Source organism: Salmonella sp. SAL00653 (assembly GCF_046552515.1).
GTDB classification, from domain to species: domain Bacteria; phylum Pseudomonadota; class Gammaproteobacteria; order Enterobacterales; family Enterobacteriaceae; genus Salmonella; species Salmonella enterica.
On record NZ_JBGDTY010000013.1, the window covers coordinates 127,296 to 144,014 of the forward strand.

The window sequence follows — 16,719 nt, forward strand, 5'->3', positions numbered from 1 at the left end:
ATTTACTTTTGAAAGGCCTTTTTTAAGCTGATTTTAGAAATCAGCTCGGTCAGAGAGAGAATCATCGTCGAACGCACCGCCTGCTGGTAGCGCTGAATTTGCATGGCGTATAGCGCCGCGTCGGATGTATCAAAATGCGGCGGCGGCGGTAGCGCCATGACGCAGTGCAGTTCGCCAAACGGCCCGAGGATTTCATCGTCGGTAAAGGCGTACTCATTGCCATCGTGATTCAGCTCTTCGCGCAGCGCCATTAACAGCTCCGCATCTTCATATTCGGTGCGGCTGAGTACGCCCAGGCCATAGATAAGTTTCAGACGTACCGAAAGATCGCCCAGCGGCCCGTCGCCGTCCAGCAACGGTTCCACAGCGTATTTCACGGCATAGTCGTCTTTGCGAAACACCTGGAGCACCAGAATGTTCACCGCCTCGGTCAATAACTCGACGGCGGTAATCAGGAAGCTCCGTACGGTTTTGCCAGCATTCAGACGCTCAAGCACACGATTTTCAAAGGCCTGGGTTTGTTCCATTATTGCCTGCATATCTGACAATCTGTTATTTGGGCGCAGGCTAACCTGCGCCGGGTTCTGCGTCATTTGGTCGCGTTATATGCGTTAACCGCCTCCGCCACCACATCGCTATTGGCATCCAGCCCGGAAATTTGCGCCAGCGCGGCCTGCGGGCCTTTTTCGGTAATCAGTGCCGCCAACTCTTGCGCCTGCGGATCTTCATCGCTACGGAAATGCATCGCCGCCGCGATCCCTTTGACCAGATTCACATGCGGCAGACCATATTCCAGGGTGCCAAGCAGCGGTTTGATCAGACGGTCGCTCGCGTTGAGTTTGCGTAGCGGCTGACGGCCTACGCGTTCGACGTCATCTTTCAGATACGGGTTTTCAAAACGACCGAGGATTTTCTGAATGTATGCCGCATGTTTGTCGGCATCAAAACCGTAGCGTTTGATCAGCACCGCGCCGCTTTCTTCCATCGCGCCTTTCACCACCGCGCGAATACTCTCATCGAGAATAGCGTCGCGAATGGTCTGATGACCGGCTAATTTGCCGAGGTACGCGGTTATAGCATGACCCGTGTTCAGCGTGAAGAGTTTACGTTCGACAAATGCCATCAGGTTATCCGTTAACTCCATCCCCGGAATGGTCGGCAATGCGCCTTTAAACTGGGTTTTATCGACGATCCACTCGCTGAAGGTTTCTACCGTCACTTCCAGCGGGTCATGGGTGGCGGAAGCGGAAGGCGGCACAATACGGTCAACGGCGGAATCGACAAAGCCAACGTGCTGTTCAACCCAGGCTTTATCGCCATCCGCCAGCGCGTTCATTACGTGGCCTTTCAGCTGCGTGGTGCCGCGCACCATATTTTCACAGGCGATGATATTCAGCGGGGCATCCACGCCCTGCGCCTTACGTTTTGCCAGCCCTTTAGCGATGGCCGGAGCGATACGCTCAAGCACAACCGGGCCCACGGCAGTGGTGATTAAATCAACGTGGGCAATCAGGTCGACAACATCATCGCCGATGCTGCTGACAGCGTTGACGCCGGAAACGGTATCCACCTGCTCATTTTCACCCACAACATGAACCTGATAGCTATGACGGGCATTCAGGGCATCGAGTACGACCTGATTTACATCCGCAAACGTCAGTTGTATCCCCGCGTCAGCCAGCAGTTTGCCGATAAAGCCACGACCGATATTACCTGCGCCAAAATGTAATGCTTTCATAGTATTAACCTTCATTAATGTTTTTACCCGAGAGGGCTGGGGTGAGGCTTTTCCCTCAACCTAACCCTCTCCACAAGGGAGAGGATATCGCCTTCATAGTTCGAACTGCAGATGCGTTGGCTCTCCTCGCTCACCCCAGTCACGTACTTATGTACGCTCCTGGGGATTCACTGCGTTGCCGCCTTCCTGCAGCTCGAACTATTTTGGGGATACTTAACTGTTAAGCTTTTTTACCTGCCAGCAGTTCCAGCACTTCATCCACGCTGGTGGTGTGCGCCAGACGTTCGATCACGGATTCATCATCCAGCGCGTTGGTCAGGCTGGTGATGACCTGGATGTGCTCATTGTTACGCGCAGCGATACCGATGACCAGACGGGCAATATCGTCTTCTTCTTCACCGAAGCGTACGCCTTCCGGATACTGGCAGAACACCACGCCGGTTTTCAGCACGCGATCTTTCGCTTCCACCGTACCGTGCGGTACTGCGATGGATTCACCGAGGTAAGTCGGCGTCAGCTTTTCGCGGTCCAGCATCGCCTCGACGTATTCCGGCTCAACATAGCCGCCTTTCACCAGTTGTTCACCGGCAAAGCGAATCGCCTCTTCTTTGTTAGCGGCTTTACGGCCCAGGAAGATATTCTCCGCACCCAGTTTGAACAGGTTGTTATCACCCTCCTCAAAGCTGTCTTTCAGATGGTCGCGTACTTTCTCTTCATTAGTATTGTGGCGCTGTGCGGCAACCAGACGTTCGGTCAGGCTGGTGTACAGGCCGCTATCCAGGAAGTTGGTCAGCGAAATATGCTGCGCCTGCGGTACCTGACGCATCGCGCGCTCGGTAAGGTCACGGTGAGTAATGACCAGATCCACATCCGGCGGCAGATTGTTAATGGCGCTATTGGTGACGGAGATCTGGCTCAGGCCCGCATCCTGTACTTTCTTACGCAGTACCCCTGCGCCCATCGCGCTGGAACCCATACCGGCATCGCAAGCCACGATGATTTTACGCACATGGCTCAGGTCGTTGGTGACATCTCCAGCCGCCAGCGGAGAGGCGCCTTTAGATTCCGCTTTCATGTCATGCATACGACGGGTGGCCGCTTCAATGTCATCTTCTTCTTTCACTTTGCTGGTTTTCAGCAGAATTGCAGAAACCACGAAGGAGACCGCCATTGCCGCCACGATGGCAGCGATGTTAGCGAAGTAAGCGCCTTTTGGCGTCATCGCCAGTACCGCCAGAATCGAGCCAGGAGAAGCCGGAGAAACCAGACCGCCGTTCAGGATGGTCAGGGTGAATACGCCAGTCATACCGCCAAGGATAACGGCCAGGATCAGACGTGGGTTCATCAGCACGTACGGGAAGTAAATTTCGTGGATACCGCCCAGGAAGTGGATAATCGCCGCGCCGCCCGCAGACTGTTTAGCGCTGCCGCGACCGAAGAACATGTACGCCAGCAGGACGCCCATCCCCGGACCCGGGTTAGCTTCAATCAGGAAGAAGATGGATTTACCCATCTCATGGGACTGCTGGATACCCAGCGGTGAGAAGATGCCGTGGTTAATCGCGTTATTGAGGAACAGGATTTTCGCCGGTTCAACAAAAATGGACGCCAGCGGCAGCATATCGTGCGCCACCATGAAGTTAACGCCCGCCGCCAGAATTTTGGACAGGACTTCAACCGCCGGACCAATACCGAGGAACGCCAGGATGGCGAGGATCATACCGATAATGCCAGCGGAGAAGTTGTTCACCAGCATCTCAAAACCGGATTTGATCTTACCGTCTACCCAACTGTCGAATTTCTTAATGCAGTAGCCGCCTAATGGACCGGCGATCATCGAGCCGAGGAACATCGGCATATCCGCGCCGACAATAACGCCCATGGTAGTGATAGCGCCCACCACGCCGCCGCGTTCGCCGCCAACCAGACGACCGCCGGTATAACCGATGAGCAGCGGTAGCAGGTAGGTGATCATCGGACCAACCAGTTTCGCCAGCGTTTCGTTAGGCAACCACCCTGTTGGAATAAATAATGCGGTGATAATACCCCACGCGATAAACGCGCCGATATTAGGCATCACCATATTGCTGAGGAATCGACCAAAGCTTTGCACTTTGATCTTAATATCGGATGACATAAAAACACCCCTTCTTATGTTGCTGTCGCGCAGGCTGAAAGCCCGAGGTTTGTTAATGTAGCGGCAGAGGTAGCCGGACCCTGTAGTGTAGATACTGCGCAATCTGGCACTGAATCGTTCAACTGTCCAGACAGGGACAATTTATGTGATTTGCGTCACATAAATATAGGGGGTAGAGAGGTAATTGATGTGATATTGATCACAAAGTGGCTGTGTAAAAAAACAACGAATCTAATTTTTAGCCCTTAAAAGGCCATTTTATGTGAGATATTTCACATTTTTATTTTGGTGCTTTGTTGAATTTTTGTGATCCTCTTCACAAGAAATTTTAAGCCCGGGTAACGTCAATACGATCCGGCAAACATTTTGTCGCGAGCCCTCTCACGTTATGTCATTCAGCAACCTCCTTTTGCGTCTCTTTTCGTCTTATTTGAGCCATACTATGATTTTTACTGGTTGGCAAAAAGGACACGGCATGAAACTCATCGGTAGCTACACCAGCCCTTTTGTGCGCAAAATCTCTGTTCTGCTGCTCGAAAAAGGCATCACCTTCGAATTTATTAATGAACTACCCTACGAGGCGAATAACGGCGTGGCGCAATACAACCCTCTGGGTAAGGTGCCAGCGCTGGTGACGGAGAAAGGGGAGTATTGGTTCGATTCGCCGATCATCGCGGAATATATTGAGCTGCTGGATATCGCGCCAGCGATGCTCCCGCGTGACCCGATGGCAGCGCTTAAAGTTCGCCAGCTCGAAGCGTTGGCTGACGGCATTATGGATGCTGCGTTGGTTTCTGTACGCGAACAGGCGCGTCCGGCGGCGCAACAATCGGAAACGGAACTGCTGCGCCAGCGGGAAAAAATCAACCGCAGCCTGGATATGCTCGAAAGTTATCTGAGCGACGGGACGCTAAAAACGGATACGGTCAATCTGGCGACTATCGCGATTGCCTGTGCGGTAGGCTATCTCAACTTCCGCCGGGTCGCGCCCGGCTGGTGTGTTAGCCGCCCCCACCTGGTCAAACTGGTCGAAACGCTTTTTCAACGCGAAAGCTTTGCCCGCACCGAAGCGCCAAAGGCTTGACGCGCATTATGTCCGCCTGAGCAAACTCACGTTACAATCCCCCTTATGTCGATATCCCTCTCCCGCCAGGAGAGGGCCACCAACAGCCAGGCATTTTCATGACAAGCGAAACGCGTACACTCTACAGCCAGCTCCCTGCTATCGATCGCTTATTGCACGATAGCGCTTTTCTTTCTCTGCGCGATCGGTATGGCCATACCCAGGTGGTTGATCTGCTTAGGCGGATGCTTGACGACGCGCGCGACGTCATACGGAATACGCAAACGCTTCCCGACTGGTACGCAGACTGGGCGCAAGAGGCGAAACTCCGGCTGGAAAATGCGGCGCAAAGCGCGCTGCGCCCGGTGATTAACCTGACGGGGACGGTGTTGCACACCAATCTTGGCCGCGCATTGCAGGCGCAAGAAGCGATTGAGGCGGTAACGCAGGCGATGCGCGCGCCGGTGACGCTGGAATACGATTTGGATGGCGCCGGGCGGGGGCATCGCGACCGGGCGCTGGCGACGCTGTTATGCCGTATCACCGGGGCGGAGGACGCCTGTATCGTCAATAACAATGCGGCGGCGGTATTGCTGATGCTGGCGGCGACCGCCAGCGGCAAAGAGGTGGTGGTTTCGCGTGGCGAGCTGGTCGAAATCGGCGGCGCGTTTCGTATTCCGGATGTTATGCGCCAGGCGGGCTGTACGCTGCATGAAGTGGGCACCACCAACCGGACGCACGCGAAAGATTACCGTCAGGCGGTAAATGAAAATACCGGGCTGTTGATGAAGGTGCATACCAGTAATTACAGCATTGAGGGCTTTACCAAAACGGTAGAGGAAGCGGAACTGGCGGAAATCGGGCGAGAGCTGGATATTCCGGTGGTGGCGGATCTGGGCAGCGGTTCGCTGGTGGATTTAAGCCAATATGGCTTACCCAAAGAGCCGATGCCGCAGCAGCTCATTGCCGCAGGCGTCAGCCTGGTAAGCTTCTCCGGCGATAAGTTGTTGGGCGGGCCGCAGGCCGGGATCATCGTCGGCAAAAAAGCGATGATTGCCCAACTGCAAAGCCATCCGCTGAAACGCGCCCTGCGTGCGGATAAAATGACGCTGGCAGCGCTGGAGGCAACGTTACGTCTGTATCTGCACCCGGAAGCGTTGGCGGAGAAATTACCCACGCTGCGTCTGTTAACCCGCAGCGAAGCGTCGATTCGCGAACAAGCGCAGCGGTTACAGGCGCGGCTGGCGGCACGTTACGGCGATGAATTTGCGCTGGAGGTTAAACCCTGTCTGTCGCAAATCGGCAGCGGTTCATTACCGGTAGACCGCCTCCCCAGCGCCGCCATGACCTTTACCCCGCACGACGGGCGCGGTAGTCGGCTGGAGGCGCTGGCGGCCCGCTGGCGCACGCTGCCTGTACCGGTCATTGGCCGAATTTATGATGGCCGTTTATGGCTGGATATGCGCTGTCTTGAAGACGAAAGCCGGTTTATGGAGATGATGCTGAAATGATTATTGCAACTGCCGGACACGTAGACCACGGTAAAACGACGTTGCTCCAGGCGATTACCGGAGTCAATGCCGATCGCCTGCCGGAAGAGAAAAAACGCGGGATGACTATCGATCTGGGCTACGCCTATTGGCCGCAGCCGGATGGTCGTGTGCTGGGCTTTATCGATGTGCCTGGGCATGAAAAATTCCTCTCTAACATGCTGGCGGGCGTAGGCGGTATCGATCACGCTTTGCTGGTGGTCGCCTGTGATGACGGCGTCATGGCGCAAACGCGCGAGCATTTACAGATCCTACAACTGACAGGTAATCTCCAGCTCACCGTCGCGCTGACCAAAGCCGATCGCGTGGACGAGGCGCGTATCAGTGAAGTACGTGAAGAGGTGCTGGCGGCGCTCGACAACTATGGCTTCGCCGATACCGTTTTATTTGTCACCGCCGCCAATGAAGGACGCGGTATTGCAGAACTTCGTGCTCATTTACAGCAGCTTCCTGCACGTTTACACGCCGCGCAGCATCGCTTCCGTCTGGCTATCGACCGTGCGTTTACGGTGAAAGGGGCGGGACTGGTGGTGACCGGAACGGCGTTGAGCGGAGAGGCAAACGTGGGCGATACGCTATGGTTGACCGGCGTTAATACGCCGATGCGCGTACGAAGTCTACACGCGCAAAATCAGCCTACCGACCATGCGTATGCCGGGCAGCGTATTGCGCTCAATATTGCGGGCGATGCGGAGAAGGAGCAGCTTAACCGCGGCGACTGGCTGCTTTCTGATGCGCCGGCGGGGGAGGCTTTTTCCCGGGTGCTCGTTTCTCTGGCGCTTCATGCGCCGCTTTCCCAATGGCAACCGCTACATATTCACCATGCCGCCAGCCATGTGACCGGTCGCGTCTCTTTGCTGGAAGGCGCGCTGGCCGAGCTGATCTTTGATACGCCGTTGTGGCTGGCCGATAATGACAGACTGGTACTGCGTGATATTTCCGCACGCGCCACCCTTGCCGGCGCACGCGTGGTGACGCTTAAGGCGCCGCGTCGCGGTAAACGTAAACCAGATTATTTGCACTGGCTTTCAACGCTTGCCGCCGCGCAGGATGATAGCGCGGCGTTGGCCATTCATCTGGAACGCGGCGCCGTCAACCTGCCGGATTTCGGTTGGGCGCGTCAGCTTAATCCTCTCGGTATGCGTCAGCTTATTGAGCAACATGGTTTTATCCAGGCCGGAGACAATCTGTTAAGCGCGCCCGTCGCCGCCCGCTGGCAGCGTAAGATTCTTGATACGCTGGCGACCTACCACGAACAGCACCGCGATGAACCGGGGCCGGGACGCGAGCGTTTACGCCGCATGGCCCTGCCAATGGAGGATGAAGCGCTGGTTCTGATGCTGATCGAGCGGATGCGCGACGAGGGCCTGATTCATAGCCATCACGGTTGGTTGCATCTGCCGGATCATAAAGCGGGATTTAGCGATGAGCAGCAGGCCGTCTGGCAAAAAGTCGAACCGCTATTTGGCGATGAGCCCTGGTGGGTACGCGATCTGGCGAAAGAGACCGGAACGGAAGAACAATTGATGCGGCTGGTGCTGCGGCAGGCGGCACAGCAAGGCATCATTACCGCGATCGTAAAAGATCGGTACTATCGTAACGATCGGATTGTCGCTTTCGCCAATATGATCCGCGAGCTGGATCAAGAGAGAGGATCAACGTGTGCGGCGGATTTTCGCGACAGGCTGAATGTAGGGCGGAAACTGGCCATTCAGATCCTTGAATATTTTGACCGGATTGGATTTACACGACGTCGTGGGAATGATCATTTATTACGTGATGCGTTATTATTTCCGCAAAAAGAATGAAATGGTTAAATTAAATAACAAATGAAGCAATACAATTATTGCGTTGCTTTTTATTTTTCTGGCTTCTTAAAATAGCCAGCGTGAACCTGTTATCAGGATAATTTCACCCGTATTCTTTGCGCCTTATTCAGGCGACTCACGACGAGATTGTGGAACTTTATCGCACGGCGATGTAACGCCCTTGCCCGGTGGCGCGGACGCTTACCGGGCCTGCGTAGACGATGCAGGCCGGATAAGGCGTAACACGTTAGCTTCGATCGAGCTTTTGCTGCGCCAGCCAGACGGCGCCCAGCCTGCCCGCCTGATTTCCCAGTTGGCAGGGCTGAATCGGCACCTGGAGCGCCTCCCACATTTCAAACGTTTCAAGATGCCGCGTCAGGAGCGGGTAGAGCTTTTCCTGTTCGCTTATTCCTCCGCCGATCAGCACCACGCCCGGATCAAACATAGAGATCACGCTGTAAACGCCGCGTGAAAGATAACGCGCCCAGTCATTGACCGCCTCACGCAGATGAACATCGGTCGCCATTCGTTCGAAGATCACATCCGCAGGCGGCATCTCTTCGGCAGGCAGCGCCAGCGCCTGGCGGCACGACGCCATTAATCCGCTGGTTGACGCGATTTTATGCATACTTTCGCCATTGTTCCCGACCGGCATGACGCCGAATTCACCGGCGTGAAAATGCGCGCCGCGATACAGTTCTCGTCCGACGATAATACCGCCGCCAATGCCGGTTCCAATGGTAATACAGACCAGATTGTCATAATGCTGCCCGGCGCCTCGCCACATTTCGCCCAGCGCCGCACAGTTCGCGTCGTTCTCCACGACCAGCGGCAGATCGGTCAGCCCGCTGAACAACTCCATCAGGTTGACGTCATCCAGGTAAGCCAGCGCGCCCGCTTTTGCCGCATGACCGTTATGGGGATTAATATGGCCGGGGAAACTAACCCCGATTGCCGCAATGTCATAGTCCTGTTGGCAACGCGCCACCACATCCTGCCATTTGCGGGTAAACGTGGAGGCGTCCTCTGGCGTATCGAATTGATGATGGGTTAATTCTTCGCCGTCACTGTTAATCACGCCATATTTGACGTGAGTTCCTCCCACATCAATACCGATATATTGCTGCATAGTGTTCTCCGTACGTTAAACAGGCACCTGTTTAGTATGGCTAAAACCAGACGGAGAAACGTAAAGGAAAGTAATTCGTGATTGCTGTCGTAAAGCGGGAAATCATTGGCGAAAAATTCACCAGCACCGTCTACCCTTGTGGAGTACCTTTACAATAAGGAGTTGGTCATGACGAACAATCCCCCTTCAACACGTATTCAGCCAGGTGAATACGGGTACCCACTGAAGTTAAAAGCCCGCTATGACAATTTTATTGGTGGTGACTGGGTTGTGCCCGCCGACGGCGAATATTATCAAAACCTGACGCCAGTGACCGGCCAGCCGCTATGTGAAGTCGCTTCCTCCGGTAAAAAAGATATCGATTTAGCGCTCGACGCCGAGCATAAGGCGAAAGATAAGTGGGCGCATACGTCAGTACAAGACCGTGCCGCTATCTTGTTTAAGATCGCCGATCGGATGGAACAAAACCTCGAACTGTTGGCGACAGCGGAAACCTGGGATAACGGTAAACCGATTCGTGAAACCAGCGCCGCCGACGTACCGCTGGCGATCGATCATTTCCGCTATTTCGCCTCCTGTATACGTGCGCAGGAGGGCGGGATCAGCGAAGTTGATAGCGAAACTGTGGCCTACCATTTTCACGAACCGCTTGGCGTCGTGGGACAGATAATCCCGTGGAACTTTCCGTTGTTGATGGCAAGCTGGAAAATGGCGCCAGCGCTGGCGGCGGGTAACTGCGTGGTGCTTAAACCGGCACGCCTGACGCCGCTTTCCGTTCTGCTGTTAATGGAAGTCATTGGCGATCTGTTACCGCCGGGCGTCGTCAACGTCGTGAACGGCGCGGGCGGCGAGATCGGCGAATATCTGGCGACCTCGAAACGTATCGCGAAGGTGGCGTTTACCGGTTCGACGGAAGTGGGTCAACAGATCATGCAGTACGCCACGCAGAACATTATTCCGGTGACGCTGGAGTTAGGCGGCAAGTCGCCCAATATCTTCTTTGCTGACGTGATGGATGAGGAAGATGCGTTCTTTGATAAAGCGCTGGAGGGATTTGCCCTGTTTGCCTTTAACCAGGGCGAGGTGTGTACCTGTCCAAGCCGTGCGCTGGTCCAGGAGTCTATCTATGAGCGCTTTATGGAGCGCGCTATTCGCCGGGTAGAGAGCATTCGCAGCGGGAACCCGCTAGATAGCGGTACACAGATGGGGGCGCAGGTCTCTCACGGCCAGCTTGAGACTATCCTCAATTATATCGATATCGGTAAAAAAGAGGGGGCCGATATTCTGACCGGTGGGCGACGCAAGGAACTGGATGGCGAACTTAAAGAGGGCTATTACCTTGAGCCTACCATTCTGTTTGGTAAGAATAATATGCGCGTCTTTCAGGAGGAGATCTTTGGCCCGGTGCTGGCGGTAACCACCTTTAAAACCATGGAGGAGGCGCTGGAAATCGCTAACGATACCCAATACGGCCTGGGCGCTGGCGTCTGGAGCCGCAATGGCAATCTGGCCTATAAGATGGGGCGCGGCATTCAGGCCGGGCGCGTATGGACCAACTGCTATCACGCCTATCCGGCACATGCTGCGTTCGGCGGCTATAAGCAGTCGGGCATCGGGCGCGAAACGCATAAGATGATGCTGGAACACTACCAGCAAACCAAGTGCCTGCTGGTGAGCTATTCCGATAAGCCTCTGGGGCTGTTCTGACGCAAGAGGTAATGCCCGATGGCGCTGCGCTTATCGGGCCTACCGCGTTGATATTAGCCTGGTGGTCATGTCTGATGGCGCTTCGCTTATCAGGCCTACAAAAATTCATCGCAATATACTGATATTGCAAATCTTGTAGGCCGGATAAGGCGCAGCCGCCATCCGGCACAGTATTACCGCTCGTTAACCCAAATCCGCATTTCGCCCTCGCCACGGTTGGCCCAGCTAAACCACGGAATGAACGTTAGCGTCTGCGGCTGGCGCGATGACGGTGCGTTATCGTAGTGCCACAACGCCTGATGCTGCGCATCTGGGGCGCTTTGCTTCTCGCCTTCAGCCTGAATCAGCATCTTATGCGCAAAAAGCCCTTTGCCCTCAAAGACCCGGAATTCACTCTCTTTTGGTAGCCACAGATTATGCAGTTCTTCGCCGTTATCGGCCTGCTCAAGGCAATAGACCAGCGGCCCGCGCTGAATAGCGACCTTACCGGCGACGTGACGCGCCAGCGGATTGCCATACACGCGGCGAACCGGCATCGGCAGCGTCAGGGTTATCGTATCGCCCTCCTGCCAGGTTCGACGGATATGCAGATAACCTTTGCGAATATCCTGTTCCACTTCCAGCCCGTTGAGCGTCACTTTTGCCTCAGGGCACCAGTCCGGCAGGCGTAGCGCCAGCGTGTGACGTACCGGCTGCACAGAGTCGATGGCAATCTTCACCTGCTCATGCCACGGGTAGTTCCCGCAAATCCGCAGTTTGAGCGCGCCATTTTCAACGGGTACTTCCAGGCTGTTACCCACGTACATATTGATATACAGCGCATCCGCACGCGGCGTGTAGATGTAGTGACCGAGAGAGGTGAGCACGCGGGCGATGTTCGGCGGGCAGCAGGCGCAGCCAAACCAGCGCTGGCGGATGGGCTTAACGTGATCGTAAATATGGTTGAATTTTAACGATTTTGGATGCACTTCCAGCGGGTTGACGTAGAAGAAATGCTTGCCATCGAGCGCCATACCGCCGAGGACGGTGTTGTACAGCGCGCGCTCCATCACGTCGGCGTACTGGCTATCGGCTTCCATTTCCAGCATCCGGCGGGCGAACATCATCAGGCCGATTGAAGCGCAACTTTCCGCATAGACCGAATCATTCGGTAAATCGTAATCACTGCTAAAGGATTCGCCGCTGCTCTGCGAGCCAATCCCGCCGGTGATATACAGCTGACGCTGCGCCATATTTTTCCACAGGCGCAGGCAGTCCTGGCGTTTGCCTTCATCGTTGCTCAGGCGAGCGAGATGCGCCACGCCGGTCATCAGATAGACAAAACGTACCGCGTGGCCAATGGCCGTCTGCTGCTGCGAAATTGGCAGATGCGCCTGGCTGTAGGCTTTGTCTTTGACCATCCACGCCGGGCCGTAGGTATGCCAGTACGAGGTCTGGCCGCGTTTTTCGTACTCTTCGTCGTAGAAGTGCGGTTGGGCGCCGCGCTGCCCGATAAAGTAGCTTGCCAGAGCCATATAGCGCGGCTGCTCTGTTACCTCATACAGACGCATCAGCGCCAGCTCAATTTCCGGGTGGCCCGGATAGCCGTGCAGCTGATTTTCGCCAGGGCCGAAAGTGCTGTCGATATGATCGGCCAGGCGACAAACGACGTCCAGCAGCCGACGCTTGCCGGTGGCCTGAAAGAAGGCGACGCCTGCTTCAATCAGATGCCCGGCGCAATAAAGCTCGTGGCACTCCGCCAGGTTGCTCCAGCGTTCTTGCGGGGCTTTTGCCGTAAAGTACGTATTGAGATAGCCATCGTCACACTGCGCGGCGGCCACCAGTTCAATCACCTCATCGGCGGTTTTCTCAAGTGCGGGATCGGGCTTCTGGCACAGTGACTAGGCAACCGCTTCCAGCCATTTCGCCACGTCGCTGTCCTGAAAGACCATGCCGTAAAAGTCGCCCGTCTGCTGGCCTGCGGCAATGCGGAAATTTTCAATGGCATGGCTGGGTTCAGCCTCTGGAATACGATCGTTTAACGCATCCCACTGGTAAGGAATAACCACATCGCGAACCAGTTGTTGATACTGTCCGAGGAACGGATCGCTGACCGTCAGTTTATGCAGATCGACTTCCAGTACGTTCATTTCGTGCTCCTTAAGGCTGTAGGGGTCATAGATATTCCTCGCTGACGGGGTATTTTATGGCAGTAATTTTTATTTTCGCGTTATGACCTGATTCATTTTGCCCGGATAGCGGTGAGCGACAAGGCGATAAAAGAGTAAAAAAAGATGACGATTCCGACCCGTATTTAAAAATGTGAGATGGATCGAGTGAAAGGACTATTTTTAGTTAATAATCAAAAGGTAATATGAAATACGGTGCTGAATGAGCGGGAAATGACATATTAATGCTCGAATTATCCATAACATTACCGATTAAAGTCCAAAACGGCGGATTATTTATTTCTCGCGGCATTGGGCGTCATCCTGCCAGGCGTCTGCAATCGTGGGAAATTATATTTGTGGAAAAAGGCTGCCTGAAAATTCAGGAAGAAGAATGTGTTTTCTGTGTCGACGCCGGGGAAAGCCTGTTGCTTTGGCCGCATCGCCGCCATATTGGCGTTGAGGAGTTTCCCGCCGATCTTAAATTTTACTGGCTCCATTTTGAGGTCAAAGCGCCGGACAGCGACCCGCGCTGGCTGACGCATCTTTCCGTGCCGCAGCATACCCAGGTTGCCGATCCGCAGGCGCTGATTGCGCTTTTTCGCCAGTTTATGAACGAGCAGGAAAAGCACCAGCGCAGCCCGGCGCTGGAGTTCATCGTGCTGCTGATTTTGCAGCAGCTCACCGTTGACGCCCGACAGAATGAAAACGCCGAGGTCGCTGGCGTGTCGCTGGCCTGGAAAGTACAGCAGTTGATTCGAACGCACTATCACCTGCCGCTTTCCAGCTCGGTTCTGGCGAAAGAACTGCATTGCAATGTGGATTATCTGGGACGCGTTTATCGGCGGGTATTTCACCTTACGCTAACGGAAGCCATCCACCGCCAGCGGGTGCGCGAGGCGGAAAAGTTGCTGATTAGCGACGCGCGTTCGTTAAAAGAGGTGGCGGAGCGGTGCGGTTTTAATGACGTTGGTTACTTTCGCCAGATCTTCCGCAAGCACACCGGCCTGACGCCTACCGCCTGGAAGCGGCGCTACAGTAAGGAACACGTTAATTCTTGAGTATAATCTTTGGCCCTCTGACAACGCGGTTGCAAACTGAATGCCCGATGGCGCTTTGCTTATCGGGCCTACAAGAGTTCATCACAACGTATTGATATTGCAAATCTTGTAGGTCGGATAAGGCGCAGCCGCCATCCGACACAGGCTGTGACTGCCGATATTACTGCCCGTAATAGGCATTCGCGCCATGTTTACGCAGATAGTGTTTATCGAGCAGTTCAGGTTGCATATCCGGCAACTGCGGGGCCAGCTGGCGCGAGAACAGCCCCATATAGGCACACTCCTCAAGCACCACGGCGTTGTGGACGGCATCGGCGGCATTTTTACCCTAGGCAAACGGGCCGTGCGAATGAACCAATACCGCCGGGATTTGCGCCGGATCCAGACCGCGCTCTTCAAAGGTTTTAATAATCACCTCGCCGGTCTGATACTCGTACTCTCCGTTAATCTCCTCAACGGTCATCAGTCGGGTACAGGGGATCGCGCCATAGAAATAGTCGGCGTGGGTGGTGCCCCAGGCGGGCAGATCGAGCCCGGCCTGCGACCAGATTGTCGCATGGCGGGAATGGGTATGCACGATCCCACCGATCTGCGGATAGCGGCGATAGAGCGCCAGATGGGTCGCGGTATCGGACGACGGTTTTTTGTTGCCTTCAACGACCTTACCGCTGGCGATCTCTACCACCACCATATCGTCGGCGGTCATCACCTCATATTCAACGCCGGAAGGCTTGATGACCATCAGTTTGCGCGTCTCATCGACCGCGCTGACGTTGCCCCAGGTAAAGGTGACCAGCCCGTGCGCCGGGAGGGCCAGGTTGGCCGCCAGCACCTCGGCTTTCAGTTGCTCTAACATGTGAAACCTCCTTCCTGCATCCGTGATTCAATCCAGCGTCGGGCCTGGATAATTTCCAGCACCGGCTCGCTGGCTTTCTCTGTCCACATCTCAATCAGAAATGAACCGCGATAATTCAGCTCATGCAGCGTTTTGAAGATGCCGACAAAATCAACGCATCCTTCGCCAAACGGCACGTCGCGGAACTGGCCGGGGCTGTCACCGGTCACCGGCAGCGTGTCTTTCAGGTGGATAGCGGCGATACGGTCAATACCCAGCTTCAGCTCGGCGGTCACGTCGTTCCCCCAGGCGCTGAGGTTGCCGACGTCTGGATAAACGGTGAACCACGGTGACGAAAGCATCTCGTCCCACTTTTTCCACTTGCTGATGGAGTTCATAAACGCGGTATCCATGATCTCCACCGCCAGCATCACCTGCGCCGCTGCGGCCTGTTCCACCGCCCACGCCAGCCCTTCGGCGAAACGTTGCTGGGTGCCTTCGTCGTGCTCTTCGTAATAGACGTCGTAACCTGCCAACTGGATGGTGCGGATACCGAGATCGCGCGCCAGGCGAATGGCTTTGGTCATGATTTCACGCGCCCGCTGGCGTACCGCTTCGTCGCGGCTGCCAAAAGGGAAGCGACGATGGGCGGAGAGGCACATCGACGGGATGGCGACGCCGCTTTCCAGCATCGCGTTCACCAGCGAAGCGCGTTGGGCCGAGGTCCACTCCAGGCGTGAGAGACGTTCGTCGGTTTCATCCACCGACATCTCAACAAAATCAAAACCGCAGCTTTTTGCCAGCACCAGCCGCTCCGGCCAACTGAGGTCTTTCGCCAGCGCTTTCTCGTAAATACCTAATGGATGATTACGCATGCTTTTCTCCCCAAATGGCGTCAATTTGGGCGTGGAATTCGGCTGCGACCTGCGCCGGATGGGCGGCACCTGCCAGCGCGCGTCCGGCGATAAATGCCTTAACGTTAATGTTGCGGAACAGCGGCAGATCCGCTGGGGTAATGCCGCCGGTAATTGACAGTTCAAGGCCGATGTCGGACAACGCCTTCATACGCGCCAGGTCCGCTTCTCCCCACTGCTGCCCGCTGGCCTGAGCATCGCGTCCGCGGTGGTAAATCGCCTGGCGAACCCCGACGCGATACCAGTCTCGGGCGTCGTCCAGCGTCCAGTTGCCGAACAGTTCCATTTGAATTTCACCGCCGCAGGATGGCGCGACGGCATGGCCTTTCTCGACCGTGGCGAGCGGCGCAGCGCAGATGATAGTCATCCAGTTAGCGCCAGCGCCAAACGCCTGCTGCGCCAGGGTTTCTCCGGCATCGGCCACTTTCCAGTCGGCGACGATGATTTTTTCCGGGCACTGCGCTCGCAGGGCTTTCACCGCGCTAAGGCCTTCGGTTAAACAAAGGATGGTTCCGGCCTCAACGATATCGACATGATCCTGTAGCAGGGCGACATCGCGTTGGGCCTCGCGGAAATCGCGATATACGCCGGTGCCGACGCGGGCAGCCAGCGCCGCGCCGAAGCAGCCGG

The 16,719-nt window shown here is 55.4% G+C and carries 11 protein-coding genes and 2 pseudogenes; 5 read left to right on the forward strand and 8 right to left on the reverse strand.

The genetic code is table 11. The features are described 5' to 3' along the window. Positions 1-2: 2 nt before the first annotated feature. The 3 genes from mtlR to mtlA form a co-directional block, all read right to left on the reverse strand. Positions 3-593, reverse strand: a complete 591-nt coding sequence (gene mtlR, locus ACLJRU_RS15855; RefSeq protein WP_001541112.1) for a mannitol operon repressor MtlR — start codon at positions 591-593, stop codon at positions 3-5. Beyond that, entirely contained in the window at positions 590-1,738 is a 1,149-nt protein-coding gene (gene mtlD, locus ACLJRU_RS15860) for a mannitol-1-phosphate 5-dehydrogenase (RefSeq protein ID WP_023235377.1), read from the reverse strand. The genes mtlR and mtlD overlap by 4 nt, the downstream gene beginning before the upstream one ends. Positions 1,739-1,958: 220 nt before the next feature. Continuing rightward, a complete protein-coding gene (gene mtlA / locus ACLJRU_RS15865) occupies positions 1,959-3,875 on the reverse strand; it encodes a PTS mannitol transporter subunit IICBA (RefSeq protein ID WP_000093287.1) in 1,917 nt (638 codons plus the stop codon). Between the two features lie 475 nt (positions 3,876-4,350). Here mtlA and ACLJRU_RS15870 point away from each other — a divergent pair, with 475 nt between their 5' ends. The 3 genes from ACLJRU_RS15870 (at position 4,351) to selB (ending at position 8,296) form a co-directional block, all read left to right on the forward strand. Beyond that, entirely contained in the window at positions 4,351-4,959 is a 609-nt protein-coding gene (locus tag ACLJRU_RS15870) for a glutathione S-transferase (protein ID WP_000766688.1), read from the forward strand. Between the two features lie 98 nt (positions 4,960-5,057). Continuing rightward, positions 5,058-6,449 (forward strand): L-seryl-tRNA(Sec) selenium transferase, encoded by a 1,392-nt coding sequence (gene selA, locus ACLJRU_RS15875; protein WP_000200188.1) that lies wholly within the window; start codon positions 5,058-5,060, stop codon positions 6,447-6,449. Next, positions 6,446-8,296 carry a selenocysteine-specific translation elongation factor gene (selB, locus tag ACLJRU_RS15880; RefSeq protein WP_001541109.1) on the forward strand — a complete coding sequence of 617 codons (1,851 nt, stop codon included), beginning with the start codon at positions 6,446-6,448 and terminating at the stop codon, positions 8,294-8,296. Before selA ends, selB begins: the two co-directional genes overlap by 4 nt. A gap of 247 nt (positions 8,297-8,543) precedes the next feature. Here selB and ACLJRU_RS15885 read toward each other — a convergent pair whose 3' ends face one another. Further along, positions 8,544-9,425 (reverse strand): ROK family protein, encoded by an 882-nt coding sequence (locus ACLJRU_RS15885; protein WP_001188271.1) that lies wholly within the window; start codon positions 9,423-9,425, stop codon positions 8,544-8,546. A gap of 168 nt (positions 9,426-9,593) precedes the next feature. Between ACLJRU_RS15885 and aldB the strand changes: the two genes are divergently transcribed. Further along, positions 9,594-11,132, forward strand: a complete 1,539-nt coding sequence (gene aldB, locus ACLJRU_RS15890; protein WP_001541108.1) for an aldehyde dehydrogenase AldB — start codon at positions 9,594-9,596, stop codon at positions 11,130-11,132. Positions 11,133-11,305: 173 nt separating this feature from the next. Here aldB and ACLJRU_RS15895 read toward each other — a convergent pair. Next, positions 11,306-13,261, reverse strand: a pseudogene (locus tag ACLJRU_RS15895) (glycoside hydrolase family 127 protein). A gap of 263 nt (positions 13,262-13,524) precedes the next feature. Between ACLJRU_RS15895 and ACLJRU_RS15900 the strand changes: the two are divergent. Beyond that, complete coding sequence (locus tag ACLJRU_RS15900; RefSeq protein WP_000891803.1) at positions 13,525-14,340, forward strand: helix-turn-helix domain-containing protein; 816 nt, start codon at positions 13,525-13,527, stop codon at positions 14,338-14,340. A gap of 160 nt (positions 14,341-14,500) precedes the next feature. Here ACLJRU_RS15900 and araD read toward each other — a convergent pair. The 3 genes and pseudogenes from araD to ulaD form a co-directional block, all read right to left on the reverse strand. Next, positions 14,501-15,196 (reverse strand): annotated as a pseudogene (araD, locus tag ACLJRU_RS15905) (L-ribulose-5-phosphate 4-epimerase). Next, positions 15,190-16,050, reverse strand: coding sequence for an L-ribulose-5-phosphate 3-epimerase (locus ACLJRU_RS15910; protein WP_001244035.1), 861 nt, complete (start codon positions 16,048-16,050; stop codon positions 15,190-15,192). The pseudogene araD and the gene ACLJRU_RS15910 overlap by 7 nt, the downstream one beginning before the upstream one ends. Next, positions 16,043-16,699, reverse strand: coding sequence for a 3-keto-L-gulonate-6-phosphate decarboxylase UlaD (gene ulaD, locus ACLJRU_RS15915; protein ID WP_038394058.1), 657 nt, complete (start codon positions 16,697-16,699; stop codon positions 16,043-16,045). Before ulaD ends, ACLJRU_RS15910 begins: the two co-directional genes overlap by 8 nt. Positions 16,700-16,719 lie beyond the last annotated feature (20 nt).